This is a genomic window from Halomonas sp. DP4Y7-1, assembly GCF_019800705.1.
GTDB classification, from domain to species: domain Bacteria; phylum Pseudomonadota; class Gammaproteobacteria; order Pseudomonadales; family Halomonadaceae; genus Halomonas; species Halomonas litopenaei_A.
Map to the genome: position 1 here is coordinate 21,167 of NZ_JAHVKS010000009.1, position 25,499 is coordinate 46,665.

Sequence of the window (25,499 nt, forward strand, 5' to 3'; positions counted from 1 at the left end):
TTCTGTTGTCACTAGCTGCCTGTCCAACATCGGTCATGTAGCTTGCAGAATTCCGACGGCGAGTCACTCATTCCGAGGACTTGCCGTCAGCGCCTGACGGAGACCGTCCGTCGGGTGGCGCCGACACGCATCGGTCACCCATGGTGAACAAGCTGGGGAATACAGATGGCTTACTCATACACTGAGAAAAAACGCATCCGCAAGGATTTCGGCAAACTGCCCCAAGTGATGGATGTGCCTTACCTGCTGGCCATCCAGCTTGATTCCTACTACGACTTTCTCCAGCAGGACCGCTCCCCTGAGGAGCGCATGGAGGTAGGCCTGCACGCCGCCTTCAAGTCCGTGTTCCCGATCGAGAGCTTCTCCGGCAACGCCGCGCTCGAGTACGTGAGCTACCGCTTCGGCACTCCGGCGTTCGACGTCAAGGAATGCCAGCTGCGCGGTGTCACCTATTCCGCTCCCCTGCGTGTCAAGGTCCGCCTGATCATCTACGACAAAGAGTCGTCGAACAAGGCCATCAAGGACATCAAGGAGCAGGAAGTCTACATGGGGGAAATCCCCCTGATGACCGAGAACGGTACCTTTGTCGTGAATGGTACCGAGCGGGTCATCGTGTCCCAGCTGCACCGTAGTCCCGGCGTGTTCTTTGATCACGACAAGGGCAAGAGCCATAGCTCCGGCAAGCTTCTGTACTCTGCACGCGTGATTCCTTACCGCGGCTCCTGGCTGGACTTCGAGTTTGATCCGAAGGACAACGTCTTCGTGCGTATTGACCGTCGCCGCAAGCTGCCGGCGTCTGTTCTGCTGCGCGCGCTGGGCATGAGTGCCGAAGAGATTCTCGACGAGTTCTTCGACACCAGCACCTTCCACATCGAGAAGTCTGGCTTCTCTGTGGAGCTGGTGCCGTCGCGTCTGCGCGGCGAAACGGCCACCTTTGACATCAAGGGTGCCGACGGTGAGGTCATCGTCGAGGAAGGTCGTCGTGTTACTCAGAAGCACATTCGTCAGCTGGAGAAGGCTGGCCTTGAGCGTCTTGAAGTGCCGATGGATTACCTGTTCGGCAAGACCCTGGCCAAGGATCAGATCAATCCGGCCACGGGTGAGCTGATCTGCCCCTGCAACACCGAGATCACTCCAGAAATTCTGGAAGGCCTCGGGCAGGCCGGCATTACTACCATCGAAACGCTCTATACCAACGATCTGGACTGCGGTCCCTTCGTCTCCGACACGCTGAAGCTGGATACCACCGGCTCGCAGCTCGAGGCGTTGGTGGAAATCTACCGCATGATGCGTCCTGGCGAGCCGCCCACCAAGGAAGCCGCCGAGACGCTGTTCAACAACCTGTTCTTCACTGAAGACCGTTACGACCTGTCCGGCGTCGGTCGCATGAAGTTCAACCGTCGTCTGCGTCGTGAGTCCGACACCGGTTCCGGTGTGCTTGACCGTGCTGACATCCTGGATGTGCTGCGCGAGTTGATCAACATCCGTAACGGCTTCGGCGACGTCGATGATATCGACCACCTGGGTAACCGTCGTATTCGCTGCGTCGGTGAAATGGCAGAAAACCAGTTCCGTGTTGGCCTGGTGCGCGTCGAGCGTGCGGTCAAGGAGCGTCTGTCCATGGCCGAAAGCGAAGGCCTGATGCCCCAGGACCTGATCAATGCCAAGCCGGTGGCCGCTGCGGTGAAGGAGTTCTTTGGCTCCTCCCAGCTGTCCCAGTTCATGGACCAGAACAACCCGCTGTCCGAGGTGACCCACAAGCGTCGTGTGTCCGCTCTCGGCCCGGGTGGTCTGACCCGTGAGCGCGCAGGCTTCGAGGTGCGTGACGTTCACGCGACTCACTACGGCCGTCTGTGCCCGATCGAGACCCCTGAAGGTCCGAACATCGGTCTGATCAACTCGCTGGCGACCTACAGTCACACCAACAGCTACGGTTTCCTCGAGACCCCGTACCGTAAGGTCGTGGACGGTGTGGTCACCGACGACGTGGTCCACCTGTCGGCCATCGAGGAAGGTGACTTCGTCATCGCCCAGGCGTCTGCCACCGTCAACGGTGACAACAAGCTGGTCGACGACCTGGTCCAGGTCCGTCACCGCGGTGAAACCACCTTCATGCGTCCTGAGCAAGTGACGCTGATGGACGTGTCTCCGCGTCAGGTCGTCTCTGTGGCAGCGGCGCTGATCCCGTTCCTTGAGCACGATGATGCTAACCGCGCCCTGATGGGTGCGAACATGCAGCGTCAGGCGGTGCCCACCCTGCGTGCCGACAAGCCGCTGGTCGGTACCGGCATGGAGCGCTTCGTCGCCCGTGACTCCGGCGTCTGTGCCGTGGCTCGTCGTGGCGGCGTGATCGACTCGGTCGACGCCAAGCGCATCGTGGTGCGGGTCAATGAAGATGAGATCATCGGCGGTGAAGCCGGCGTCGATATCTACAACCTGACCAAGTACCTGCGCTCGAACCAGAACACCTGTCAGAACCAGCGCCCGATCGTGCGTCCTGGTGACAACGTGGCACGCGGTGACATCCTGGCCGACGGTCCGTCTGTCGACATGGGTGATCTGGCGCTTGGCCAGAACATGCGCATCGCCTTCATGCCCTGGAACGGCTACAACTTCGAGGACTCCATCCTGCTGTCCGAGCGGGTCGTCCAGGAAGACCGTTTCACTACCATCCACATCCAGGAGCTGACCTGTGTGTCGCGCGACACCAAGCTGGGGCCGGAAGAAATTACTTCCGATATCCCCAACGTCGGTGAGTCGGCACTCGGCAAGCTGGATGAAGCCGGCGTCGTGTACATCGGTGCCGAGGTGGGTGCAGGCGATATCCTGGTCGGTAAGGTCACCCCCAAGGGTGAAACCCAGCTGACTCCGGAAGAGAAGCTGCTGCGTGCCATCTTTGGTGAGAAGGCGTCCGACGTTAAGGACACCTCCCTGCGTGCCCCCACCGGCATGAAGGGTACCGTCATCGACGTTCAGGTGTTCACCCGCGACGGCGTCGAGAAGGACTCCCGTGCGCTGTCCATCGAGCAGATGCAGCTCGACGAAGTGCGCAAGGACCTTCAGGAAACCTACCGCATCGCGGAAGATGCCACCTTCGAGCGTCTCAAGCGCACGCTGTCTGGTCAGCCGGTCAACGGTGGTCCGCGTCTGTCCAAGGGCGACGTGCTGTCCGACGCCTATCTCGAGGAGCTCCCGCGTCAGCAGTGGTTCAAGCTGCGCATGCAGGACGAGAAGCTCAATGAACTGCTGGCCCAGGCCGACGAGCAGCTCGAGAACCGTCGCAAGGAAATGGACGAGCGCTTTGAAGACAAGAAGCGCAAGCTGACTCAGGGCGATGACCTGGCGCCGGGCGTGCTCAAGATCGTCAAGGTCTACCTGGCCATCAAGCGTCGTCTGCAGCCGGGTGACAAGATGGCCGGCCGTCACGGTAACAAGGGTGTCATCTCGGCCATCATGCCGATCGAGGACATGCCGTTCGACGATAACGGTGAGCCGATCGACGTCGTGCTGAACCCGCTGGGTGTACCGTCGCGTATGAACGTTGGTCAGATCCTCGAGACCCACCTGGGTATGGCTGCCCGTGGGCTTGGTGTGAAGATCGAGCACATGCTGCGTGACGCTCGCGAGCAACAGCTCGGCCAGCTGCGCGAGTTCCTGGGGCAGGTGTACAACTCCACCCAGGGCACCCGCGTCGAAGAGATCGAGTCGCTGACCGATGACGAGGTCATCGCGCTGGCCAAGAACCTGAAGAAGGGCGTGCCGATGGCGACGCCGGTGTTCGACGGTGCCAAGGAGCACGAGATCAAGCACCTGCTGAAGCTGGCCGACCTGCCGGATTCTGGTCAGATGACGCTGTATGACGGGCGTACCGGTGAGTCGTTCGATCGTCCGGTGACCGTGGGCTACATGTACATGCTCAAGCTCAACCACCTGGTCGACGACAAGATGCACGCGCGTTCCACCGGCTCCTACTCGCTGGTCACCCAGCAGCCGCTGGGCGGCAAGGCGCAGTTCGGTGGTCAGCGCTTTGGTGAGATGGAGGTCTGGGCCCTGGAGGCCTACGGCGCCGCTTACACTCTGCAGGAAATGCTCACGGTCAAGTCCGATGACGTGGAAGGTCGTACCAAGATGTACAAGAGCATCGTGGATGGCGACCACACCATGCAGGCGGGCATGCCGGAATCCTTCAACGTACTCGTGAAGGAAATCCGCTCGCTGGGCATCGATATCGAACTGGAGAGCTGAGGCGGCCCGAAAGGCGCTTCAATGAATGACGGTCCGCGGGGGCGCAAGCCCCCGCCCATGACAACTCCGCAACGGAGCCGACCTAATGAAAGATTTGGTGAAAGTCCTCAAATCGCAGTCTCAGTCCGACGAGTTCGATGCGATCAAGATTACGCTCGCGTCGCCGGACATGATCCGCTCCTGGTCCTTTGGCGAGGTCAAGAAGCCGGAGACCATCAACTATCGGACGTTCAAGCCCGAGCGTGATGGCCTGTTCTGTGCCAAGATCTTTGGCCCGGTGAAGGACTACGAGTGCCTGTGCGGCAAGTACAAGCGCATGAAGCACCGCGGCATCATCTGCGAAAAGTGTGGCGTTGAAGTCACCAAGGCCGCCGTGCGTCGCGAGCGCATGGGGCACATCGAGCTGGCAAGCCCAGTCGCGCACATCTGGTTCTTGAAGTCACTGCCGTCGCGTATCGGCATGCTGATGGACATGACCCTGCGTGACATCGAGCGTGTGCTCTATTTCGAGAGCTTCATGGTCGTCGATCCCGGCATGACCACCCTCGAGCGTGGCCAGCTGCTCAACGACGAGCAGTATTTCGAGGCCCTCGAGGAATTCGGCGATGACTTCGATGCCCGCATGGGTGCCGAAGCCGTCCAGGCCATGCTCAAGGATATCGATCTCGAGGAAGAGATCGAGCGCCTGCGTGAAGAGATTCCGCAGACCAATTCCGAGACCAAGATCAAGAAACTGTCCAAGCGCCTCAAGCTGCTCGAAGCCTTCCAGGGCTCTGGCAACGACCCGGCGTGGATGGTGATGGAAGTGCTGCCTGTCCTGCCCCCGGACCTGCGTCCGCTGGTGCCGCTGGACGGTGGTCGCTTCGCGACCTCGGATCTGAACGATCTGTACCGTCGCGTGATCAACCGTAACAACCGCCTGAAGCGTCTGCTCGACCTTAACGCGCCGGACATCATCGTGCGCAACGAGAAGCGCATGCTGCAGGAGTCCGTGGATGCGCTGCTCGACAACGGTCGTCGCGGTCGCGCCATCACCGGTTCCAACAAGCGCCCGCTCAAGTCGCTGGCCGACATGATCAAGGGTAAGCAGGGGCGTTTCCGTCAGAACCTGCTGGGTAAGCGTGTCGACTACTCCGGTCGTTCCGTTATCACCGTGGGTCCGACCCTGCGTCTGCACCAGTGCGGTCTGCCCAAGAAGATGGCGCTGGAGCTGTTCAAGCCGTTCATCTACTCCAAGCTGCAGGCAAGCGGCCAGGCGTCCACCATCAAGGCCGCCAAGAAGATGGTCGAGCGCGAGCTGCCGGAAGTGTGGGACATCCTCGCTGACGTCATTCGCGAGCACCCGGTGCTGCTGAACCGTGCGCCGACCCTGCACCGTCTCGGCATCCAGGCCTTCGAGCCGCTGCTGATCGAAGGTAAGGCGATCCAGCTCCACCCGCTGGTGTGTGCTGCCTACAACGCCGACTTTGACGGTGACCAGATGGCCGTTCACGTACCGCTGACGCTGGAAGCCCAGCTCGAGGCGCGTGCGCTGATGATGGCCACCAACAACGTGCTGTCGCCGGCCAACGGCGAGCCGATCATCGTGCCTTCCCAGGACGTGGTGTTGGGTCTGTACTACATGACCCGTGAGCGCATCAACGCCAAGGGCGAGGGCATGGTGTTCTCCGACCTCAACGAGGTCGAGCGCGCCTTCGGCACCCAGAGTGTATCGCTGCACGCCCGCGTCAAGGTTCGTCTGGACGAAGTGGATGTCGACGAGGAGACCGGCGAGCGCAGCGAGCACCGTCGCCTGCGTGACACCACGGTCGGTCGTGCGCTGCTGTTCCGCATTCTGCCGGAAGGGGTGCCCTTCGACCTGGTCGATCAGGCCATGAAGAAGAAGGCCATCTCCAAGCTGATCAACGAAGTGTATCGCCGTGCCGGTCTCAAGGCAGCGGTCATCTTTGCTGACCAGCTGATGTACACCGGTTTCCGTCTGGCGACCTGGTCCGGCGCCTCCATCGGCGTCAACGACTTCGTCATCCCGGACGCCAAGGCCGAGATCGTCGAGGCGGCTGAGGAAGAGGTCAAGGAAATCGAGGACCAGTTCTCCTCCGGTCTGGTGACCGCGGGCGAGAAGTACAACAAGGTCATCGATATCTGGGCGCGTGCCAACGACCAGGTGGCCAAGGCCATGATGGCGGGCATCTCCAAGGAGACCGTGGTCGATCGTGAAGGCAAGGAAGTCGAACAGGACTCCTTCAACAGCGTCTTCATCATGGCCGACTCCGGTGCCCGTGGTAGTGCCGCCCAGATCCGCCAGCTGGCGGGTATGCGTGGCCTGATGGCCAAGCCGGACGGCTCGATCATCGAGACCCCGATCGTCGCCAACTTCCGTGAAGGTCTGAACGTACTGCAGTACTTCATCTCGACCCACGGTGCACGTAAAGGTCTGGCGGATACGGCCCTCAAGACGGCCAACTCCGGTTACCTGACACGCCGTCTGGTCGACGTGGCGCAGGACATGGTCATCACCGAGACCGACTGTGGTACCGAGCACGGCCTGACCCTGCACCCGGTCATCGAAGGCGGTGACATCATCGTCTCGCTGGCTCAGCGTGTACTCGGCCGCGTGGTCGCCCAGGACGTCATCGACCCGAGCACCGACGAAGTGCTGATCCCGCGCGGCACCCTGTTGGACGAGGCCTGGTGTGCCCAGCTCGATACCATGGGCGTCGACGAGATCATCGTGCGCAGCACCATCACCTGTGAAACCAGTCACGGTGTGTGTTCTTCCTGCTACGGTCGTGACCTGGCCCGCGGTCATCAGGTCAATATCGGTGAGTCGGTCGGCGTTATCGCCGCCCAGTCCATCGGTGAGCCTGGTACCCAGCTGACCATGCGTACCTTCCACATCGGTGGTGCCGCCTCGCGGGCCTCTGCGGTGGACAGCGTTCAGGTCAAGCACGGTGGCAAGGTCCGCCTGCACAACATCAAGTATGTTGAGCGCGCCGACGGCAAGCTGGTGGTGGTGTCTCGCTCCAGTGCCCTGGCGGTAGCCGATGAGCACGGTCGTGAGCGCGAGTACTACAAGCTGCCCTACGGTGCTGAGCTGTCGGTACGTGACGGTGATGCAGTGGATGCCGGCCAGTCAGTGGCCAAGTGGGATCCGCACACTCACCCGATCGTGGCCGAGGCAGAAGGTCAGGTGCACTACGTCGACATGGACGAAGGCCTGACCATGCACCGCAGCGTCGATGAGATGACCGGCCTGTCCTCGATCGAAATTATCGAGTCCGCCGCTCGCCCGATGGCAGGTCGCGACAAGCGCCCGATGATCATGCTCAATGACGCTGGCGGCAAGCCGGTGACCGTGACCGGTAGCGATACGCCCGTGCAGTATCCGCTGCCCGGTAACGCCATCGTCACCGTCGACAATGGCTCAGCCATCGGCGTTGGTGAAATCGTCGCTCGTATCCCGGTGGAAGCGTCCGGTAACAAGGACATCACCGGTGGTCTGCCGCGCGTGGCCGACCTGTTCGAAGCGCGTAAGCCGAAAGAGCCGGCGATCCTGGCCGAAATCAGCGGTGTGATCAGCTTCGGCAAGGAAACCAAGGGTAAGCGTCGCCTGACGATCACCCCGTCCGAAGGCGATCCTTTCGAGATGCTGATTCCCAAGTGGCGTCAGATTGCCGTCTTCGAGGGTGAGTCGGTCGAGAAGGGTGAGGTGATCTCGGACGGCCCGAGCAACCCCCATGACATCCTGCGCCTGCTCGGCATCGCCGAACTGGCCAAGTACATCGTGGCCGAAGTTCAGGACGTCTATCGTCTGCAGGGCGTTGGCATCAACGACAAGCACATCGAAGTGATCGTGCGTCAGATGCTGCGCAAGGTCGAAATCACTGATGCTGGTGATTCCGACTTCATCCCGGGTGATCAGGTCGAGCTGGTCCGCGTGCTGGAGCAAAATGGCGAGCTCCAGACGAAGGACAAGTTCCAGGCCAAGTACCAGCGCCTGCTGCTGGGTATCACCAAGGCCAGCCTGGCCACCGAGTCGTTCATCTCTGCGGCCTCCTTCCAGGAGACAACCCGCGTGCTGACCGAGGCGGCGGTAACCGGCAAGCGCGACTATCTGCGCGGCCTGAAGGAAAACGTGGTGGTGGGACGTCTGATCCCGGCCGGTACCGGTCTGACCCATCACGAGGAGCGTCGCCGCAAGCGTGAAGACGCCGAGCGACTGCTTCAGCCGTCTGCGTACGATGTCGAGCAGGAGCTGGGTGCCCAGCTTACCGCGCTGGACTCGGACGACGACGAGATCTGATGTCGGCATAAGCCTGGAGCCTTTGCGGCTCCGGGCTTGACGCGCCTTGGCATCAGCCAGTAGAATGCGCAGCCTTTAACAGTGGGGTGGGTGTATCCGCGCCACTGTGAAAAGGCTTAGGCAACCCATTGGAGTCAGCTAACAGCTATGGCAACGATTAATCAGCTCGTGCGCAAGCCGCGCAAGCGCCAGGCCGCGAAGACCGACGTGCCTGCGCTTCAGGCCTGCCCGCAGAAGCGCGGCGTCTGTACCCGCGTCTACACCACCACCCCGAAGAAGCCGAACTCCGCACTGCGGAAGGTCTGCCGTGTGCGCCTGACCAACGGCTACGAGGTGTCCTCTTACATCGGCGGTGAAGGCCACAATCTGCAGGAGCACTCCGTGGTCCTGATCCGTGGCGGTCGAGTAAAGGACCTTCCGGGTGTGCGTTATCACACCGTTCGCGGCGCTCTCGACACCTCCGGTGTCCAGAACCGTAAGCAGGGCCGTTCCAAGTACGGTACCAAGCGTCCGAAGTCCTAAGGGCTACGTCGCTTCCATTACCAGATTGACCCGGTCTGATAAGAGTAAGGTCGAGCCGCCTATCGCGTGTCTCGGGTTTACCTGAAGGACCCTTCAACCGAGGGCTTATCATGCCTAGAAGAAGAGTTGCGGCCAAGCGCGAGATTCTGCCGGATCCTAAGTTCGGATCCGAGCGTCTGGCCAAGTTCATGAACCACCTGATGATCAGCGGCAAGAAGTCCGTAGCTGAGCGTATCGTCTATGGTGCGCTGGACAGGGTTGCCGAGCGTTCCAATGAAGAGCCGCTGGAGATCTTCGACAAGGCGCTGGAAACGATCCAGCCGATGGTCGAGGTGAAGTCTCGCCGCGTTGGCGGTGCGACCTATCAGGTGCCGGTCGAAGTCCGTCCGTCCCGCCGCCAGGCGCTTGCCATGCGCTGGCTGGTGGACGCCGCTCGCCGTCGTGGCGAGAAGACCATGGTGCAGCGTCTGGCTGGCGAAATGCTGGATGCAGCCGAAGGCAAGGGTTCGGCAGTCAAGAAGCGTGAAGACGTGCATCGCATGGCAGAAGCCAACAAGGCCTTCTCTCACTACCGCTTCTAAAGCGCATCGCCAACCAACGGGAGTTACATCGTGGCTCGCAAGACTCCGCTTAAGCGTTACCGCAATATCGGTATCGTGGCCCACGTCGACGCCGGTAAGACGACTACTACCGAGCGTGTCCTGTTCTATACCGGTCTGTCCCACAAGGTCGGTGAGGTCCATGAGGGCGCTGCCACCATGGACTGGATGGAGCAGGAGCAGGAGCGTGGTATCACTATCACCTCCGCGGCGACTACCTGCTTCTGGCAGGGCATGAACAAGCAGTTCGATGAGCACCGCATCAACATCATCGACACTCCTGGACACGTTGACTTCACCATCGAAGTCGAGCGTTCCCTGCGTGTTCTTGACGGTGCCGTCGTCGTGCTGTGTGGCTCCTCCGGTGTGCAGCCGCAGACCGAGACCGTCTGGCGCCAGGCCAACAAGTACGAAGTTCCGCGCATGGTGTTCGTCAACAAGATGGACCGTAGCGGCGCTGACTTCTTCATGGTCGTCAACCAGCTGAAGGATCGTCTTGGCGCCAACGTCGTGCCGATCCAGATCAACTGGGGCTCCGAGGACGAGTTCAAGGGCGTTATCGACCTCATCCAGATGAAGGCCATCCTGTGGGATGAAGACAACTTCGGGATGAACTACGACCTCGTTGATATCCCGGCGGAGCTCCAGGAGACCGCTGAAGAGTATCGCGAGCAGATGGTCGAGGCCGCCGCCGAGGCGTCCGAAGAACTGATGGAGAAGTACCTCGAAGAGGGCGAGCTGACCATCGACGAGATCAAGGCTGGTCTGCGTCGTCGTACTCTCGACAACGAGATCGTGCTGGTCACCTGTGGTTCTGCGTTCAAGAACAAGGGTGTTCAGGCCGTTCTCGATGGCGTCATCGAGTACATGCCGTCTCCCACCGAGGTCAAGGCGATCGAAGGTGAGCTGGACGACAAGGACGGCACCATCGCGACTCGTGAAGCCGACGACAGCGCTCCGTTCGCTGCGCTGGCGTTCAAGATCGCGACCGACCCCTTCGTTGGTACCCTGACCTTCATTCGCGTCTACTCTGGCGTGCTGAAGTCCGGTGACAGCGTCTACAACTCCGTCAAGCAGAAGAAGGAGCGCGTCGGTCGTATCGTCCAGATGCACTCCAACTCTCGCGAGGAGATCAAGGAAGTTCTGGCTGGCGACATCGCCGCCTGTATCGGCCTGAAGGACGTGACCACCGGTGACACCCTGTGCGACCTGAACGACAAGATCGTTCTCGAGCGCATGGAGTTCCCGGATCCGGTTATCTCTGTCGCGGTCGAGCCTAAGTCCAAGGCTGACCAGGAAAAGATGGGTATTGCACTGGGCAAGCTGGCCCAGGAAGATCCGTCCTTCCAGGTCAAGACCGACGAAGAGACTGGCCAGACCATCATCTCCGGCATGGGTGAGCTTCACCTGGACATCATCGTTGACCGCATGCGTCGCGAGTTCAAGGTGGAAGCCAACATCGGTAAGCCGCAGGTGGCCTATCGCGAGACGATTCGTCAGAGCGTCGAGCAGGAAGGCAAGTTCGTTCGTCAGTCCGGTGGTCGCGGTCAGTACGGTCACGTACACCTGCGTATCGAGCCGTTGACGGCCGAAGACAAGGGCGACGACGAAGATATGCACTTCAAGTTCGCTTCCGAGATCGTCGGCGGTGTGGTTCCCAAGGAATACGTACCGGCCGTCGAGAAAGGGGCCTATGAGCAGCTCCAGAACGGTGTCATCGCGGGCTACCCGATGATCGACGTTAAGGTGACGCTGTTCGACGGTTCCTACCATGACGTGGACTCCAACGAGACCGCGTTCAAGGTCGCCTCTTCCATGGCGATCAAGCAAGGCGCACCCAAGGCCAAGGCAGTTCTGCTCGAGCCGGTGATGAAGGTCGAGGTCGTGACCCCTGAAGAATTCATGGGTGACGTCATGGGCGACCTGAACCGCCGTCGGGGCCTGGTCCAGGGTATGGATGACTCTTCCTCTGGTAAGGTCATTCGCGCCACCGTGCCGCTGGCTGAGATGTTCGGTTACGCAACCGATCTGCGCTCTCAGACCCAGGGCCGCGCAAGCTACACCATGGAGTTTGCGGACTACGAAGAGGCGCCGTCCAGCGTCGTTGAAGCCGTCATCAACCAGAACGGTTAACCGTTAGCTAACGAAAGAGGTCATAGCAGTGGCTAAGGAAAAATTCGAACGTTCCAAACCGCACGTCAACGTCGGCACCATCGGTCACGTCGACCACGGTAAGACTACCCTGACGGCGGCCCTGACCCGCGTTTCTGCCGAGGTATTCGGCGGTGACTGGCGCGAGTTCGACACCATCGACAACGCTCCGGAAGAGCGTGAGCGTGGTATCACCATCGCGACCTCTCACGTCGAGTATCAGTCCGAGGAGCGTCACTACGCTCACGTCGACTGCCCGGGACACGCTGACTACGTCAAGAACATGATCACCGGTGCTGCCCAGATGGACGGCGCTATCCTGGTCTGTTCCGCCGCTGACGGCCCCATGCCGCAGACTCGCGAGCACATCCTGCTGTCTCGCCAGGTTGGCGTTCCGTTCATCGTCGTGTTCCTGAACAAGGCCGACATGGTCGACGACGAAGAGCTGCTCGAGCTGGTCGAGATGGAAGTTCGTGAACTTCTGTCCGAGTACGACTTCCCGGGCGACGACACTCCGATCATCACCGGCTCTGCCCTGATGGCTCTGGAAGGCAAGGACGACAACGGCATGGGTACTACCGCCGTTGCCAACCTGATCAAGGCCCTGGATGCTTACATCCCTGAGCCGGAGCGTGCTGTCGACCAGCCGTTCCTGATGCCGATCGAAGACGTGTTCTCCATCTCTGGTCGCGGTACCGTTGTGACCGGTCGTGTTGAGCGCGGCATCGTCAAGCCGGGCGAAGAGATCGAGATCGTTGGTATCAAGGACACCACCAAGACTACCGTTACCGGTGTCGAGATGTTCCGTAAGCTGCTCGACGAAGGTCGTGCAGGCGAGAACGTCGGTGCCCTGCTGCGTGGTACCAAGCGTGACGAAGTCGAGCGTGGTCAGGTTCTGGCCAAGCCGGGCACCATCACTCCGCACACTCAGTTCGAGGCGGAAGTGTACGTGCTGAGCAAGGACGAAGGTGGTCGTCACACTCCGTTCTTCAAAGGCTACCGTCCGCAGTTCTACTTCCGTACCACTGACATCACTGGTACCTGTGAACTGCCGGAAGGCGTTGAGATGGTTATGCCGGGCGACAACGTCCAGATGACTGTCAACCTGATCGCTCCGATCGCCATGGACGAAGGTCTGCGCTTCGCTATCCGCGAAGGCGGCCGTACCGTCGGCGCTGGCGTCGTGGCCAAGATCCTGGTCTAAGTTAGACCGGTGATCACCGAAGGGGGCTCCGCAAGGAGCCCCCTTTTCTGCGCATCGTCATTGAGGGTTTGACTCTCGGTGGCGTGGCGCATATAATGCGCATCCTTTGAATGCGTGGGTTGACGGCTCGCGCCGTCAAGTTCCATTGGAGTTAGGGCAAATGCAGAACCAGAAGATTCGCATTCGGTTGAAGGCTTTCGACCATCGCCTGATCGACCAGTCCGCTGCGGAAATCGTTGATACCGCCAAGCGTACCGGCGCCCAGGTTCGTGGTCCGATTCCTCTGCCGACTAATCGCGAGCGTTACACTGTGCTGGTTTCCCCGCACGTGAACAAGGACGCCCGTGATCAGTACGAGATTCGTACCCACAAGCGTGTGCTCGACATCGTTGAGCCGACCGAGAAGACTGTCGACGCCCTGATGAAGCTCGACCTCGCCGCTGGCGTGGACGTGCAGATCAAGCTCGACTGATATCACTAGACACTCGCGGCCCAGCGTCCCTCGATGTGAAAGATGAGGTTCAGCAGCCGCCACGCCGGGATGGCGTTACACAACGTGCTAGTGGAATGCTCTGGAAAGGGCAGCCATAGCGGGTGATAGCCCCGTACACTATAGGAGACTAAGCATGACTATCGGTTTGGTCGGTAGAAAGGCCGGTATGACCCGTGTCTTTACCGAAGACGGCGCATCTGTGCCCGTGACCGTTATCGAGGTTGAGCCCAACCGCGTGACCTGCGTGAAGTCTGTCGAATCCGACGGCTACGCTGCGGTTCAGGTGACAACCGGCTCCCGCAAAGCCAAGCATCTGTCCAAGGCCCAAGCTGGCCTGTACGCCAAGGCAGGTGTTGAGGCTGGTCGTTCTCTGATGGAGTTTCGTCTGACTGAAGGCGAAGACGCTCCTGAAGTGGGCGGCGAACTCACCGTATCCCTCTTCGAAGCTGGTCAAAGCGTTGACGTGACCGGCACTTCCAAGGGTAAGGGCTTCCAGGGCGCTGTTAAGCGCTGGAACTTCCGTACCCAGGACAACAGCCACGGTAACTCTCTGTCCCACCGTGCCCCCGGTTCTATCGGCATGTGCCAGACCCCGGGTCGCGTATTCAAGGGCAAGAAGATGGCCGGCCAGATGGGCAACGCACGTTGCACCGTTCAGAGCCTGGAAATCGTCCGTGTCGATGCCGAGCGCAACTTGCTGCTGATCAAAGGTGCCGTTCCTGGCGCTACTGGCAGTGATGTCATCGTGCGCAGCGCCGTCAAAGCTGGCTGAAGGGGAACTTTCCAATGAATCTGAATCTTGCAGGTGCAAGCGCTGGGACTGTTGAACTGTCCGACGCTACCTTTGGCAAAGAATTCAACGAAGCGCTCGTGCATCAGGTCGTCACTGCCTATCTGGCTGGTGGTCGCCAGGGTACCCGCGCCCAGAAGAACCGTTCCGACGTCCGTGGCGGCGGCAAGAAGCCGTGGCGCCAGAAGGGCACCGGTCGCGCTCGCGCCGGTACCATCCGTTCGCCGATCTGGCGCACCGGTGGTGTGACCTTCGCGGCTCGTCCGCAGGACCACTCCCAGAAGGTCAACCGCAAGATGTACCGTGCGGCCATGCGCTCGATTCTGTCCGAGCTGGTCCGTCAGGAACGCCTTGTTGCCGTTGACGCCTTTTCTGTCGAGTCACCGAAAACCAAGCAGCTGGTCGCCAAGCTTTCCGACCTGGGCCTGGAAAAGGTGCTGATCGTCACCGAAGAAGTTGACGAGAACCTGTACCTGGCCGCCCGCAACATCCCCAACGTGGATGTAGTGGACGTCGCCGCCGCCGACCCGGTCAGCCTGGTCGCCTTCGACAAGGTCCTGGCTACCGTCTCCGCACTGCGCAAATTTGAGGAGAAGCTGGCATGAACCAGGAGCGTGTATTCAAGGTTCTGCTTGGTCCCCACGTGACCGAGAAGGCCGCCATGGCCGCCGAGCGTAACCAGTACGTGTTCAAGGTGGCGAGTGACGCAACCAAGCCCGAGATCAAGGCTGCCGTTCAGCAGCTGTTCGGCAAGAAAGTCGATCGCGTTTCTGTGCTGAACGTGAAGGGCAAGACCAAGCGCACCGCGCATGGTGTTGGTATGCGCAAGGGTTATCGCAAGGCGTACGTGACACTGGCCGCCGGCGAGACGCTTGAAGACTTCTCTGGCGCCGAGTAAAGGCAGGAGTACGGATCATGGCAATCGTCAAGACAAAACCCACATCCGCCGGTCGTCGCCACGTCGTCAAGATTGTTGGTGAAGAGCTGTACAAGGGCCGCGCCTACGCGCCGCTGCTCGAAAAGCAGTCCAAGTCCGGTGGTCGTAACAACAATGGTCGCATCACTACTCGCCACGTTGGCGGTGGTCATCGCAACCATTACCGGATCATTGACTTCAAGCGCACCAAGGATGGCGTTCCGGCCATTGTTGAGCGTCTGGAGCATGACCCGAACCGCAGCGCCCACATCGCACTGCTGAAGTACCTCGACGGTGAGCGTCGTTACATCATTGCCCCCAAGGGCGTGAGTGCTGGTGACCGCCTCGAGTCCGGCGTCAATGCGCCGATCAAGAAGGGTAACGCACTGCCGCTGCGCAACATCCCGCTGGGTTCCACGGTGCACTGCATCGAACTGAAGCCTGGCAAGGGTGCTCAGATTGCACGCAGCGCCGGTACCAGCGCCCAGCTGGTGGCTCGTGAAGGTAACTACGCCACTCTGCGTCTTCGCTCCGGCGAAATGCGCAAGGTGCTGTCAGAGTGCCGCGCGACCCTGGGTGAGGTGAGCAATTCCGAGCACAGCCTGCGTCAACTTGGCAAGGCCGGTGCGAAGCGCTGGAGAGGTGTGCGCCCGACCGTTCGCGGTGTCGCGATGAACCCGGTGGATCACCCGCACGGTGGTGGTGAAGGCCGCACCAGCGGTGGTCGTCATCCGGTGTCCCCGTGGGGTATGCCCACCAAGGGATACAAGACCCGCAAGAACAAGCGCACCGACAAGCTGATCGTCCGCCGCCGTAAGGCTCGCGGTTAAGATCCCACGCCAAGACATTAAGAGGTAACGGCTGTGCCACGTTCACTGAAGAAAGGTCCTTTCGTCGACCTTCATCTGCTGAAAAAGGTTGAGACTGCAGCGGAAAAGAACGATCGCAAACCGATCAAGACCTGGTCGCGTCGTTCAATGGTCCTGCCCAACATGGTCGGGCTCACCATTGCAGTCCATAACGGTCGCCAACACGTCCCGGTGCATGTTTCCGAGGAAATGGTTGGCCACAAGCTGGGCGAATTCGCTGCTACCCGCACCTATCGCGGCCATGCGGCGGACAAGAAAGCCAAACGGTAAGCCAGAGAGGATTAAGAGATGGAAGTCACAGCAAAGCTGCGTGGCGCCAGTTTATCCGCCCAGAAGGCCCGTTTGGTGGCTGATCAGGTGCGCGGTAAGCCTGTCGCCGAAGCACTCGACCTGCTGACCTTCTCCCCGAAGAAGGCGGCCAAGCTGGTCAAGAAGGTGCTGCAGTCCGCCATCGCGAATGCGGAAGAAAATAACGGCATGGACATCGACGAGCTGCGTGTCTCGACCATCTGCGTCGATGAGGGCATGACGCTCAAGCGCATCCGTCCGCGCGCCAAGGGCCGTGCGGATCGCATTCTGAAGCGCACTTGCCACATCACCGTCAAGGTAGCCGAGAAGTAGGAGTCGACCAGATGGGTCAGAAAGTCAATCCGACAGGCATCCGACTGGGTATCGTCAAAGACCATACCTCTGTCTGGTACGCCGAGCGCGGCGCCTATGCCGACAAGCTGAACAACGACCTCGCGGTTCGTAGCTTCCTGGAAGAGCGTTTGAAGAACGCCTCTGTCAGCAAGATCACCATCGAGCGTCCCGCGAACAACGCACGCATCACCATTCACACTGCCCGTCCGGGCATCGTGATTGGCAAGAAGGGCGAAGATGTCGATCGCCTGCGTCGCGACGTCACCGAGATGATGGGCGTGCCCGTTCACGTCAACATCGAGGAAGTTCGCAAGCCTGAGCTGGATGCCCAGCTCGTCGCGCAGAACATTGCCGGTCAGCTTGAGCGCCGCGTCATGTTCCGTCGCGCCATGAAGCGCGCTGTCCAGAACGCCATGCGTCTGGGCGCCGGCGGCATCAAGGTGCAGCTCTCCGGTCGCCTCGGCGGCGCGGAAATTGCCCGCACCGAGTGGTACCGCGAAGGTCGTGTTCCGCTGCATACCCTGCGTGCGGACATCGATTACGCCACCTACGAAGCCAAGACCACCTACGGCATCATCGGTGTCAAGGTCTGGGTCTTCAAGGGTGAAATCCTCGGGGGCATCGAAGAGGTCCGCGCCAAGGCTAAGCAAAGCCAGGCAGCGCCCTCCAAGAAGAAAGGTTCCAGGTAAGGGGAGAGCGATTCGATGTTACAACCCAAGCGTACAAAATTCCGCAAGGTGCAAAAGGGCCGCAACCGTGGCCTGGCGCATCGCGGAAGCAAAGTGAGCTTCGGCGAATTCGGCCTGAAGGCCACCGGCCGCGGCCGCGTCACCGCCCGTCAGATCGAAGCTGGTCGTCGTGCGATCACTCGTCACGTCAAGCGTGGCGGCAAGATCTGGATCCGCGTCTTCCCGGATAAGCCGATTTCCAAGAAGCCTCTGGAAGTCCGGATGGGTAAAGGTAAGGGCTCCGTCGAGTACTGGGTCGCTCAGATCCAGCCCGGTCGTGTCCTTTACGAGATCGAAGGTGTTTCTGAAGAGCTGGCACGCGAAGCCTTCGCTCTGGCCGCTCAGAAGTTCCCGGTCTCCACCACCTTTGTGAAACGGACGGTGATGTGATGAAAGCCCAGGAAATTCGTGAAAAGTCCGCCGAGCAGCTCCAGGAGCAGCTCCTCGAACTCCTCCGCGAGCAGTTCAACCTGCGCATGCAGAAGGCCACCGGCCAACTGAGCCAGACTCATCTGCTCAAGCAGGTTCGTCGGGATATCGCCCGCGTGAAGACTGTGCTCAACGAGAAGGCAGGTGTCTGAGATGGCCGAAGAGAAAAAAGCCCGTACGCTCACCGGCAAGGTGGTGAGCGACAAGATGGACAAGTCCATCGTCGTCATGATCGAGCGTCGTGAGCGCCACCCGATCTACGGCAAATACGTTAAGCGCTCCACCAAGCTGCACGCCCACGACGAGACCAATCAGGCCAAGGCCGGCGATACGGTATCCATTCAGGAATGCCGTCCGCTGTCCAAGAAGAAGGCCTGGACCCTGGTCGAGGTCGTCGAACAGGCCAAGGGTTAAGGCCACGGCCTTAACCTCGTGCAGTCAGTTTAGGTTTGGAGAAAACCGATGATTCAGACTCAGACAATGCTGGATGTCGCCGACAACAGCGGAGCGCGCCGGGTGCAGTGCATCAAGGTGCTGGGTGGTTCACACCGCCGCTACGCTCGCGTTGGTGATGTCATCAAGGTCACGGTGAAGGAAGCCATTCCGCGCGGCAAGGTCAAGAAAGGCCAAGTGCTGAAGGCGGTGGTTGTCCGTACCCGCAGTGGCGTCCGTCGCAGCGACGGTTCGCTGATTCGCTTCGATGGAAATGCGGCTGTGTTGTTGAACAACACCAACGAACAGCCGATCGGTACCCGTATCTTCGGGCCGGTGACGCGTGAACTTCGTACTGAGAAGTTCATGAAGATCATTTCCTTAGCGCCTGAAGTGCTGTAAGGGAGCGAGGCGACATGCAAAAGATCAAACGTGATGATGAAGTGATCGTCATCGCCGGCAAGGACAAGGGTAAGCGCGGTACTGTGAAGCGCGTCCTCCAGGACGACCGTTTCGTGGTAGCGGGTGTGAACATGATCAAGCGTCACACCAAGCCGAACCCCATGGCCGGCAATCAGGGCGGTATCGTCGAGCGCGAGGCTCCGATTCACGCGTCCAACGTAGCCATCTTCAATCAGGAGACCGGTAAGGCGGATCGCGTCGGCTTCCAGATCAAGGAAGACGGTACCAAGGTACGTATCTACAAGTCGACGCAAGCGCAGATCGACGCCTAACGCGAGTCGGGTAGCAAAATGGCGAACTTGAAAGAACGTTATCAAAACGAGGTGGTGGCTCAACTCAAAGAGCAGTTTAGCTACGCCAACGTTATGCAGGTACCCAGGATCACCAAGGTGACCCTGAACATGGGTATCGGCGAAGCGACCAGCGATAAAAAGCTGATCGATGCGGCCGTCGGTGACCTGGAGAAGCTCTCCGGTCAAAAGCCGATGGTCACCAAGGCACGCAAGTCCATCGCGGGCTTCAAGGTGCGTGAAGGCTGGCCGATCGGCGTGAAGGTCACACTGCGCAGTGAGCGTATGTGGGACTTCCTCGATCGCCTGGTGAATATCGCGATCCCCCGCGTTCGTGACTTCCGTGGTCTCAACCCGAAGTCCTTCGACGGTCGTGGCAACTACAGCATGGGGGTGCGTGAGCAGATCATCTTCCCGGAGATCGAATATGATAAGATCGACCGGATTCGTGGTCTGGATGTCACCATCACCACCACTGCCAACACCGATGACGAAGGTCGTGCGCTCTTGAGCGCATTGAACTTCCCGTTCAAGAAATAAGGGTGGGATCATGGCAAAGAAGAGCATGATTGAGCGTGAGCAGAAGCGCGCGCAACTGGTTGAGAAGTATGCTGCCAAGCGTGCCGAGCTCAAGGCGATCATCCAGGACGTGAACAGCTCCGATGAGGAGCGCTTCGATGCGCAGCTGAAGTTGCAGTCGCTGCCGCGTGACTCCAGCCCCGTGCGTCAGCGTAACCGCTGCCGCGTGACTGGCCGTCCGCACGGCTACTACAACAAGTTCGGCCTCGGCCGTAACAAGCTGCGTGAAGCCGCCATGCGTGGCGACGTGCCCGGACTCAAGAAGTCCAGCTGGTAACGCCACGTAGAATCATCAGGAGCGCAAGTTAAATGAGCATGCAAGACACTCTGGCGGATATGTTTACCCGTATCCGCAATGCGCAGCAGGCCACCAAGGAGACGGTCACCATGCCGTCCTCCAAGATCAAGGTTGAAGTGGCCCGCGTGCTGAAAGAAGAGGGTTACATCACTGACTTCGCCGTGAGCGAATCAGCCAAGCCCGAGCTGACCGTCAGCCTGAAGTACTTCGAAGGCAAGCCGGTCATCGAGCATCTGCAGCGGGTTTCCAAGCCGTCCCTGCGTAGTTACAAGGGCAAGGATGCGCTGCCGAAGGTCGCCGATGGCCTGGGTGTCGCGATCGTCACTACCTCCAAGGGTGTGATGACCGATCGTGCCGCGCGTCAGGCTGGTGTCGGCGGCGAAGTCCTCTGCACCGTATTCTAGGAGTTTGGAATGTCCCGCGTAGCCAAATATCCGGTTAAAGTGCCCGCTGGCGTCGAGGTCAAGATCGACGACGCCACGCTGACCGCCAAGGGCGGTCAGGGCACCCTCTCCATGCCCGTTCACGGCGATGTCGTGATCGCGCAGGAAGACGGCCAGCTGACCTTCCAGCCGAGCGAATCCGCTAAGAGCTGGGCCATGGTCGGCACCACCCGTGCCCTGGTTCAGAACCTGGTCACCGGCGTGTCCGAGGGCTTTACCAAGACCCTCGAAATCATCGGCGTCGGTTATCGCGCTCAAGCGAAAGGCCAGACGCTTAACCTGACACTGGGCTTCTCTCACCCGGTCGATTATGCCCTGCCTGAGGGTGTCTCTGCGGAAACGCCGAAGAACACCGTCATCGTGCTGAAGAGCGCGGACAAGCAGAAGCTCGGCCAGGTCGCAGCGGAAATCCGCGCCTTCCGTCCGCCCGAGCCCTATAAGGGCAAGGGTGTGCGTTACGCGGATGAGCAGGTCCGCCGTAAAGAAGCCAAGAAGAAGTAAGGCAGGGTTATGAACGCGAAGAAAGAATCTCGTCTCCGTCGTGCCCGCCGCGCTCGCGCCAAGATCCGCGAGCTGGGCGTGTCTCGCCTGTGCGTCAACCGTACCCCGCGTCACATCTACGCGCAGATTATCTCGCCGGATGGTGGCAAGGTCCTGGCCAGCGCTTCCACGCTGGACAAGAGCCTGCGCGAAGGTGCAACCGGCAACGCAGACGCCGCAGCCAAAGTTGGTGCGCTGATCGCTGAGCGCGCCAAGGAAGCGGGCATCACCCAGGTGGCCTTCGACCGCGCTGGCTTCAAGTACCACGGTCGTGTGAAGGCCCTGGCCGACGCCGCTCGTGAAGGCGGCCTGGAATTCTAAAGGGTTTTACGATGGCGAAGAACGAACAGCAAAACGGCGATCTGCAAGAAAAGCTCGTGCAGGTCAACCGTGTCGCCAAGGTGGTCAAGGGTGGCCGTATTTTCGGCTTCACCGCTCTGACTGTCGTCGGTGACGGAAACGGTCGTGTTGGCTTCGGCCGTGGCAAGGCGCGTGAAGTGCCGGTCGCGATTCAGAAGGCGATGGACCAGGCGCGTCGCAACATGGTCAAGGTGAACCTGGTCGGCGGCACACTCCAGTATCCGGTCAAGGCTCGTCATGGCGCCTCCAAGGTGTACATGCAGCCGGCTTCCGACGGTACTGGTATCATCGCCGGCGGCGCCATGCGCTCCGTGCTGGAACTGGCCGGCGTGCATAACGTCCTGGCCAAGTGCTATGGCTCCACCAATCCGGTGAACGTGGTCCGCGCGACCGTGAATGGCCTGGCTTCCATGCAGTCGCCGGAAGACGTGGCCGCCAAGCGCGGTCTCTCAGTCGAAGCGATCACGGGGTAATAGACCATGGCAGCTACGATCAAGGTTACCCAGACCCGCAGCACCATCGGCACGTTGGCCAAGCACAAGGCCACCATGAAGGGCCTCGGCCTGCGCCGCATCGGTCACACGGTTGAACTGGAAGACACCCCTGCCGTCCGCGGCATGATCCACAAGGTCAACTACCTTGTGCGTGTTGAGGGAGAGTAATCCATGAAACTTAACAGCCTGAGCCCGGCACCGGGCTCCAAGCACGCTGAAAAGCGCGTCGGTCGTGGCATCGGCTCCGGTCTGGGCAAGACCGGCGGCCGTGGCCACAAGGGCCAGAAGTCGCGCAGCGGTGGCAGCGTCAAGCCCGGCTTCGAGGGCGGTCAGATGCCCCTGCAGCGTCGTCTGCCGAAGTTTGGCTTTACCTCCGCCAAATCACTGGTTTCCGAGGAAGTCCGCCTGGCCGAACTGGCCAAGGTCGCGGGTGACGAAGTCACTCTGGAAAGCCTCAAGGAAGCCAATGTGCTGAAGGACGCTACGCAGCATGCGAAAGTGATCCTTTCCGGCGATCTGAACAAGGCGGTTACCGTTCGCGGTCTGCGGGTCACCAAAGGTGCCCGCGCAGCGATCGAAGCCGCCGGTGGCAAGGTAGAGGACTAAATGGCCAAGTCAGGAAACATGCCGGCGATGGGCAGCGGTCTGAGTGAACTGTGGGCGCGTCTGCGCTTCGTGCTCCTCGCCATCGTGGTCTACCGTATCGGTGCCCACATCCCCGTTCCCGGTATCAATCCTGACCAGCTTGCTGCCTTGTTCAGGGAGCAGCAGGGCACCATCCTGGGCATGTTCAACATGTTCTCGGGCGGTGCCCTGGAGCGCATGAGTATCCTCGCCCTCGGCATCATGCCGTACATCTCGGCGTCGATCATCATGCAGCTCCTGACTGCCGTCTCGCCTCACCTTGAGCAGTTGAAGAAGGAAGGCGAGGGCGGCCGCCGCAAGATCAGCCAGTACACGCGCTACGGCACGGTGGTGCTGGCCCTGGTTCAGGCCACCGGTATGTCGGTGGGCCTGGCCAGCCAAGGCATTGCCTACACGGCCGATCTCAGCTTCTATTTCACCGCGATCATCACCTTCGTGTGTGGCGCGGTGTTCCTGATGTGGCTGGGTGAGCAGATTACCGAGAAGGGTATTGGCAACGGTATCTCGTTGCTGATCTTCGCGGGTATCGTCGCCGGCCTGCCTGGCGCTGTGGCGCAAGCCTTCGAGCTTGCCCGCAACGAGGGCGCGTGGAATGTGTTGCCGCTGTTGGCGTTGAGCCTTCTGGGTATCGCCACCGTGGCGTTTGTCGTGTTCATCGAACGCGGTCAGCGCCGGATTACGGTGAACTACCCGCGCCGCCAGGTCGGCAACAAGATGTACGCAGGACAGAGCAGCTACCTTCCGCTCAAGGTCAACATGGCGGGCGTTATCCCGGCCATCTTTGCCTCGAGTATCCTGCTGTTCCCGGCCTCCCTCGGTCAGTGGGTAGGTGCCGGTGATGGCATGGAGTGGTTGCAGCGCGCGTCCCAGGCGTTGGCCCCTGGTCAGCCCCTGTATATCTTGCTTTTCGCGGCGGCGGTGGTATTCTTCTGCTTCTTTTACACAGCGCTGGTCTTCAACCCCAAGGACGTAGCCGACAACCTCAAGAAGTCGGGTGCTTTCCTGCCGGGGATTCGTCCTGGCGAGCAAACCGCTCGTTATGTCGACAAGGTCATGACTCGTCTGACTTTGTTCGGCGCTCTCTACATCACTGCGGTTTCCCTGATGCCCCAGTTCCTGATCGTAGCGTGGAACGTGCCGTTCTTCTTTGGCGGTACCTCGCTTCTGATCGTGGTCGTGGTCATCATGGACTTCATGGCCCAGGTGCAGTCGCACCTCATGTCGCACCAGTATGAGTCGGTGATGAAGAAGTCCAACCTGAAAGGCTACGGTAGCGGCGGCATCATGCGCTAAACGCGCCGCAGGCCGATTTGGCACGCCGCAAGCCGATATTGGAGAGAACGATGAAAGTTCGAGCTTCCGTCAAGAAAATGTGCCGCAATTGCAAGATCATTCGTCGCAATGGCGCCGTGCGCGTCATCTGCAGCGAGCCGCGGCACAAGCAGCGCCAGGGTTGATCCTGGGCTGAATTGAACCGGGTGCTGGCATACCCCTTGCCCTTTTGATGGGAAGGGGGTATGCTATTGCGCCTTTTGTAGTTGATTAACCGAGCAAGCCGCTCAAATTTCGGAGTAAGCTGATGGCCCGTATTGCAGGCGTCAATATCCCGGACAACAAGCATGCGGCGATCTCGCTGACCTACATCTTCGGGATTGGCCGCACTCGCGCACAGGAAATCTGTGAAGCGACCGGCATCGCGCCGACCACCAAAATCCAGGACCTGTCATCTGAAGAGATCGACAACCTGCGTAGTGAAGTCGGCAAGTATACCGTTGAAGGCGACCTTCGTCGTGATGTGACGCTGAACATCAAGCGTCTCATGGACCTGGGTTGCTATCGTGGTCTGCGTCATCGTCGTAGTCTTCCGATGCGCGGTCAGCGCACCAAGACTAACGCGCGTACCCGTAAGGGACCGCGTAAGCCGATCCGCAAATAACACGCACGTTCTGGCGTAAAGACAGGAATTGACATCAACATGGCTAACCCGCGTAGCAACCGTAAAAAGGTTAAAAAGCAGGTAGTGGATGCGGTTGCGCATATCCACGCCTCTTTTAACAACACGATCATTACGATCACAGACCGCCAGGGCAACGCTCTTTCCTGGGCGACAGCCGGTGGTTCGGGTTTTCGTGGTTCTCGCAAGAGCACCCCGTTCGCTGCTCAAGTAGCAAGCGAGCGTGCAGCGACCGCTGCAGCCGAGTATGGTGTGAAAAACGTCGACGTGCTGGTCAAGGGCCCCGGTCCTGGCCGTGAATCCGCCGTGCGCGCGCTCAACGCCGCCGGCTTCCGCGTGCAAAGCATCACCGACGCGACGCCCATTCCCCACAATGGCTGCCGTCCGCCGAAGAAACGCCGCGTTTAAGGAGACAGATTCATGGCTCGTTACATTGGACCTAAGTGCAAACTGTCTCGCCGGGAAGGTACCGACCTCTTCCTCAAGAGCGGTGTCACTCCCTTCGAGAAGAAGTGCAAATCCGAGCAGATTCCGGGTGTGCACGGCCAGCGCCGTCAGCGTCTTTCCGACTACGGCTTGCAGCTTCGCGAGAAGCAGAAAGTACGTCGCATGTATGGCGTACTCGAAAAGCAGTTCCGCAACTACTACAAGGAAGCCGCCCGTCTGAAGGGTGCGACCGGTGAGTTGTTGCTGCAGCTGCTTGAGTCCCGACTGGACAACGTCGTCTACCGCATGGGCTTTGGCGCCACTCGCTCCGAGGCTCGTCAGCTGGTGAGCCACAAGGCGATTGCCGTTAACGGCAAGACCGTCAACGTGGCCTCCTACCAGGTCAAGCCCGGCGACGTGGTATCCGTTCGTGAAAAGGCCAAGCAGCAGGCGCGTATCCAAAACGCCCTGACCATCGCTGCCAACCGTGGCGATGTGGCCTGGATCGAACTCGACGCCAAGAAGATGGAAGGCACCTTCAAGGCCCTGCCCGAGCGCGGTGACCTGACTGCCGACATCAACGAGCAACTGATCGTCGAGCTGTACTCGAAGTAAACGGCCAGTCCGCGCCGCCCTCCCTCGGGAGGGCGGCGATCATTACCGAGTATTCGTTTGGCAGCCTGAA

General features: G+C 60.2%; 32 protein-coding genes. All 32 read left to right on the plus strand.

The features are described from left to right. The first annotated feature begins 165 nt into the window (after positions 1 to 165). The 32 genes from rpoB (at position 166) to rpsD (ending at position 25,429) form a co-directional block, all read left to right on the plus strand. A complete protein-coding gene (rpoB, locus tag KUV72_RS15890) occupies positions 166 to 4,245 on the plus strand; it encodes a DNA-directed RNA polymerase subunit beta (protein ID WP_206944215.1) in 4,080 nt (1,359 codons plus the stop codon). 85 nt (positions 4,246 to 4,330) lie between these two features. Next, on the plus strand, positions 4,331 to 8,548 hold the full coding sequence (gene rpoC, locus KUV72_RS15895) for a DNA-directed RNA polymerase subunit beta' (protein WP_206944214.1): 4,218 nt from the start codon (positions 4,331 to 4,333) through the stop codon (positions 8,546 to 8,548). Positions 8,549 to 8,695: 147 nt separating this feature from the next. Further along, positions 8,696 to 9,070 carry a 30S ribosomal protein S12 gene (gene rpsL, locus KUV72_RS15900; protein ID WP_206944213.1) on the plus strand — a complete coding sequence of 125 codons (375 nt, stop codon included), beginning with the start codon at positions 8,696 to 8,698 and terminating at the stop codon, positions 9,068 to 9,070. A 110-nt stretch (positions 9,071 to 9,180) separates the two neighbouring features. Next, the gene (rpsG, locus tag KUV72_RS15905; RefSeq protein WP_023007554.1) at positions 9,181 to 9,651 is read left to right on the plus strand and encodes a 30S ribosomal protein S7; all 471 of its coding nucleotides are present in this window, start codon (positions 9,181 to 9,183) and stop codon (positions 9,649 to 9,651) included. Positions 9,652 to 9,681: 30 nt separating this feature from the next. After that, positions 9,682 to 11,802, plus strand: coding sequence for an elongation factor G (gene fusA, locus KUV72_RS15910; RefSeq protein ID WP_206944212.1), 2,121 nt, complete (start codon positions 9,682 to 9,684; stop codon positions 11,800 to 11,802). A 28-nt stretch (positions 11,803 to 11,830) separates the two neighbouring features. Continuing rightward, positions 11,831 to 13,024 (plus strand): elongation factor Tu, encoded by a 1,194-nt coding sequence (gene tuf, locus KUV72_RS15915; protein WP_206944210.1) that lies wholly within the window; start codon positions 11,831 to 11,833, stop codon positions 13,022 to 13,024. A 160-nt stretch (positions 13,025 to 13,184) separates the two neighbouring features. After that, positions 13,185 to 13,496, plus strand: coding sequence for a 30S ribosomal protein S10 (rpsJ, locus tag KUV72_RS15920; RefSeq protein ID WP_089848256.1), 312 nt, complete (start codon positions 13,185 to 13,187; stop codon positions 13,494 to 13,496). 154 nt (positions 13,497 to 13,650) lie between these two features. After that, complete coding sequence (gene rplC, locus KUV72_RS15925) at positions 13,651 to 14,289, plus strand: 50S ribosomal protein L3 (RefSeq protein WP_206944207.1); 639 nt, start codon at positions 13,651 to 13,653, stop codon at positions 14,287 to 14,289. A gap of 14 nt (positions 14,290 to 14,303) precedes the next feature. Continuing rightward, on the plus strand, positions 14,304 to 14,912 hold the full coding sequence (rplD, locus tag KUV72_RS15930; RefSeq protein ID WP_206944205.1) for a 50S ribosomal protein L4: 609 nt from the start codon (positions 14,304 to 14,306) through the stop codon (positions 14,910 to 14,912). Beyond that, the gene (gene rplW / locus KUV72_RS15935) at positions 14,909 to 15,205 is read left to right on the plus strand and encodes a 50S ribosomal protein L23 (protein WP_206944202.1); all 297 of its coding nucleotides are present in this window, start codon (positions 14,909 to 14,911) and stop codon (positions 15,203 to 15,205) included. Before rplD ends, rplW begins: the two co-directional genes overlap by 4 nt. A gap of 17 nt (positions 15,206 to 15,222) precedes the next feature. Further along, the gene (rplB, locus tag KUV72_RS15940; RefSeq protein ID WP_206944200.1) at positions 15,223 to 16,053 is read left to right on the plus strand and encodes a 50S ribosomal protein L2; all 831 of its coding nucleotides are present in this window, start codon (positions 15,223 to 15,225) and stop codon (positions 16,051 to 16,053) included. Between the two features lie 33 nt (positions 16,054 to 16,086). Continuing rightward, the gene (rpsS, locus tag KUV72_RS15945) at positions 16,087 to 16,362 is read left to right on the plus strand and encodes a 30S ribosomal protein S19 (protein ID WP_045990857.1); all 276 of its coding nucleotides are present in this window, start codon (positions 16,087 to 16,089) and stop codon (positions 16,360 to 16,362) included. 18 nt (positions 16,363 to 16,380) lie between these two features. Continuing rightward, positions 16,381 to 16,713, plus strand: a complete 333-nt coding sequence (rplV, locus tag KUV72_RS15950; RefSeq protein WP_016856415.1) for a 50S ribosomal protein L22 — start codon at positions 16,381 to 16,383, stop codon at positions 16,711 to 16,713. Positions 16,714 to 16,724: 11 nt separating this feature from the next. Next, positions 16,725 to 17,423 (plus strand): 30S ribosomal protein S3, encoded by a 699-nt coding sequence (gene rpsC, locus KUV72_RS15955; protein WP_045990855.1) that lies wholly within the window; start codon positions 16,725 to 16,727, stop codon positions 17,421 to 17,423. A 15-nt stretch (positions 17,424 to 17,438) separates the two neighbouring features. Next, on the plus strand, positions 17,439 to 17,852 hold the full coding sequence (gene rplP / locus KUV72_RS15960) for a 50S ribosomal protein L16 (protein ID WP_045990854.1): 414 nt from the start codon (positions 17,439 to 17,441) through the stop codon (positions 17,850 to 17,852). Then, the gene (gene rpmC, locus KUV72_RS15965; protein ID WP_035596360.1) at positions 17,852 to 18,043 is read left to right on the plus strand and encodes a 50S ribosomal protein L29; all 192 of its coding nucleotides are present in this window, start codon (positions 17,852 to 17,854) and stop codon (positions 18,041 to 18,043) included. The genes rplP and rpmC overlap by 1 nt, the downstream gene beginning before the upstream one ends. 1 nt (position 18,044) lies before the next feature. Continuing rightward, complete coding sequence (gene rpsQ / locus KUV72_RS15970; RefSeq protein ID WP_045990852.1) at positions 18,045 to 18,305, plus strand: 30S ribosomal protein S17; 261 nt, start codon at positions 18,045 to 18,047, stop codon at positions 18,303 to 18,305. A gap of 48 nt (positions 18,306 to 18,353) precedes the next feature. Then, positions 18,354 to 18,725: a 50S ribosomal protein L14 gene (rplN, locus tag KUV72_RS15975; RefSeq protein ID WP_146803726.1), complete on the plus strand. Its 372-nt coding sequence runs from the start codon at positions 18,354 to 18,356 to the stop codon at positions 18,723 to 18,725. Positions 18,726 to 18,739: 14 nt separating this feature from the next. Beyond that, positions 18,740 to 19,057: a 50S ribosomal protein L24 gene (gene rplX, locus KUV72_RS15980; RefSeq protein WP_206944198.1), complete on the plus strand. Its 318-nt coding sequence runs from the start codon at positions 18,740 to 18,742 to the stop codon at positions 19,055 to 19,057. Between the two features lie 18 nt (positions 19,058 to 19,075). Then, positions 19,076 to 19,615, plus strand: coding sequence for a 50S ribosomal protein L5 (gene rplE / locus KUV72_RS15985; RefSeq protein WP_045990850.1), 540 nt, complete (start codon positions 19,076 to 19,078; stop codon positions 19,613 to 19,615). Positions 19,616 to 19,625: 10 nt separating this feature from the next. Continuing rightward, complete coding sequence (rpsN, locus tag KUV72_RS15990; RefSeq protein WP_206944196.1) at positions 19,626 to 19,931, plus strand: 30S ribosomal protein S14; 306 nt, start codon at positions 19,626 to 19,628, stop codon at positions 19,929 to 19,931. 32 nt (positions 19,932 to 19,963) lie between these two features. After that, complete coding sequence (gene rpsH, locus KUV72_RS15995; protein ID WP_045990848.1) at positions 19,964 to 20,356, plus strand: 30S ribosomal protein S8; 393 nt, start codon at positions 19,964 to 19,966, stop codon at positions 20,354 to 20,356. A 9-nt stretch (positions 20,357 to 20,365) separates the two neighbouring features. Beyond that, the gene (rplF, locus tag KUV72_RS16000; RefSeq protein WP_206944194.1) at positions 20,366 to 20,896 is read left to right on the plus strand and encodes a 50S ribosomal protein L6; all 531 of its coding nucleotides are present in this window, start codon (positions 20,366 to 20,368) and stop codon (positions 20,894 to 20,896) included. 9 nt (positions 20,897 to 20,905) lie between these two features. Beyond that, a complete protein-coding gene (rplR, locus tag KUV72_RS16005; RefSeq protein ID WP_206944192.1) occupies positions 20,906 to 21,256 on the plus strand; it encodes a 50S ribosomal protein L18 in 351 nt (116 codons plus the stop codon). 11 nt (positions 21,257 to 21,267) lie between these two features. Continuing rightward, positions 21,268 to 21,768: a 30S ribosomal protein S5 gene (gene rpsE / locus KUV72_RS16010; protein WP_206944190.1), complete on the plus strand. Its 501-nt coding sequence runs from the start codon at positions 21,268 to 21,270 to the stop codon at positions 21,766 to 21,768. A gap of 6 nt (positions 21,769 to 21,774) precedes the next feature. Beyond that, entirely contained in the window at positions 21,775 to 21,957 is a 183-nt protein-coding gene (gene rpmD, locus KUV72_RS16015) for a 50S ribosomal protein L30 (protein ID WP_045990844.1), read from the plus strand. 3 nt (positions 21,958 to 21,960) lie between these two features. Next, complete coding sequence (gene rplO, locus KUV72_RS16020; RefSeq protein ID WP_206944189.1) at positions 21,961 to 22,395, plus strand: 50S ribosomal protein L15; 435 nt, start codon at positions 21,961 to 21,963, stop codon at positions 22,393 to 22,395. Beyond that, positions 22,396 to 23,727, plus strand: coding sequence for a preprotein translocase subunit SecY (gene secY, locus KUV72_RS16025; protein WP_206944188.1), 1,332 nt, complete (start codon positions 22,396 to 22,398; stop codon positions 23,725 to 23,727). It begins immediately after the preceding gene. Between the two features lie 50 nt (positions 23,728 to 23,777). Next, positions 23,778 to 23,891, plus strand: coding sequence for a 50S ribosomal protein L36 (gene rpmJ / locus KUV72_RS16030; protein WP_008959154.1), 114 nt, complete (start codon positions 23,778 to 23,780; stop codon positions 23,889 to 23,891). Between the two features lie 122 nt (positions 23,892 to 24,013). After that, entirely contained in the window at positions 24,014 to 24,370 is a 357-nt protein-coding gene (gene rpsM / locus KUV72_RS16035) for a 30S ribosomal protein S13 (protein ID WP_206944187.1), read from the plus strand. Between the two features lie 39 nt (positions 24,371 to 24,409). Further along, positions 24,410 to 24,796 (plus strand): 30S ribosomal protein S11, encoded by a 387-nt coding sequence (gene rpsK / locus KUV72_RS16040; protein ID WP_013331014.1) that lies wholly within the window; start codon positions 24,410 to 24,412, stop codon positions 24,794 to 24,796. Between the two features lie 12 nt (positions 24,797 to 24,808). After that, positions 24,809 to 25,429, plus strand: coding sequence for a 30S ribosomal protein S4 (gene rpsD / locus KUV72_RS16045; RefSeq protein WP_206944186.1), 621 nt, complete (start codon positions 24,809 to 24,811; stop codon positions 25,427 to 25,429). The last annotated feature ends 70 nt before the right edge of the window (positions 25,430 to 25,499 follow it).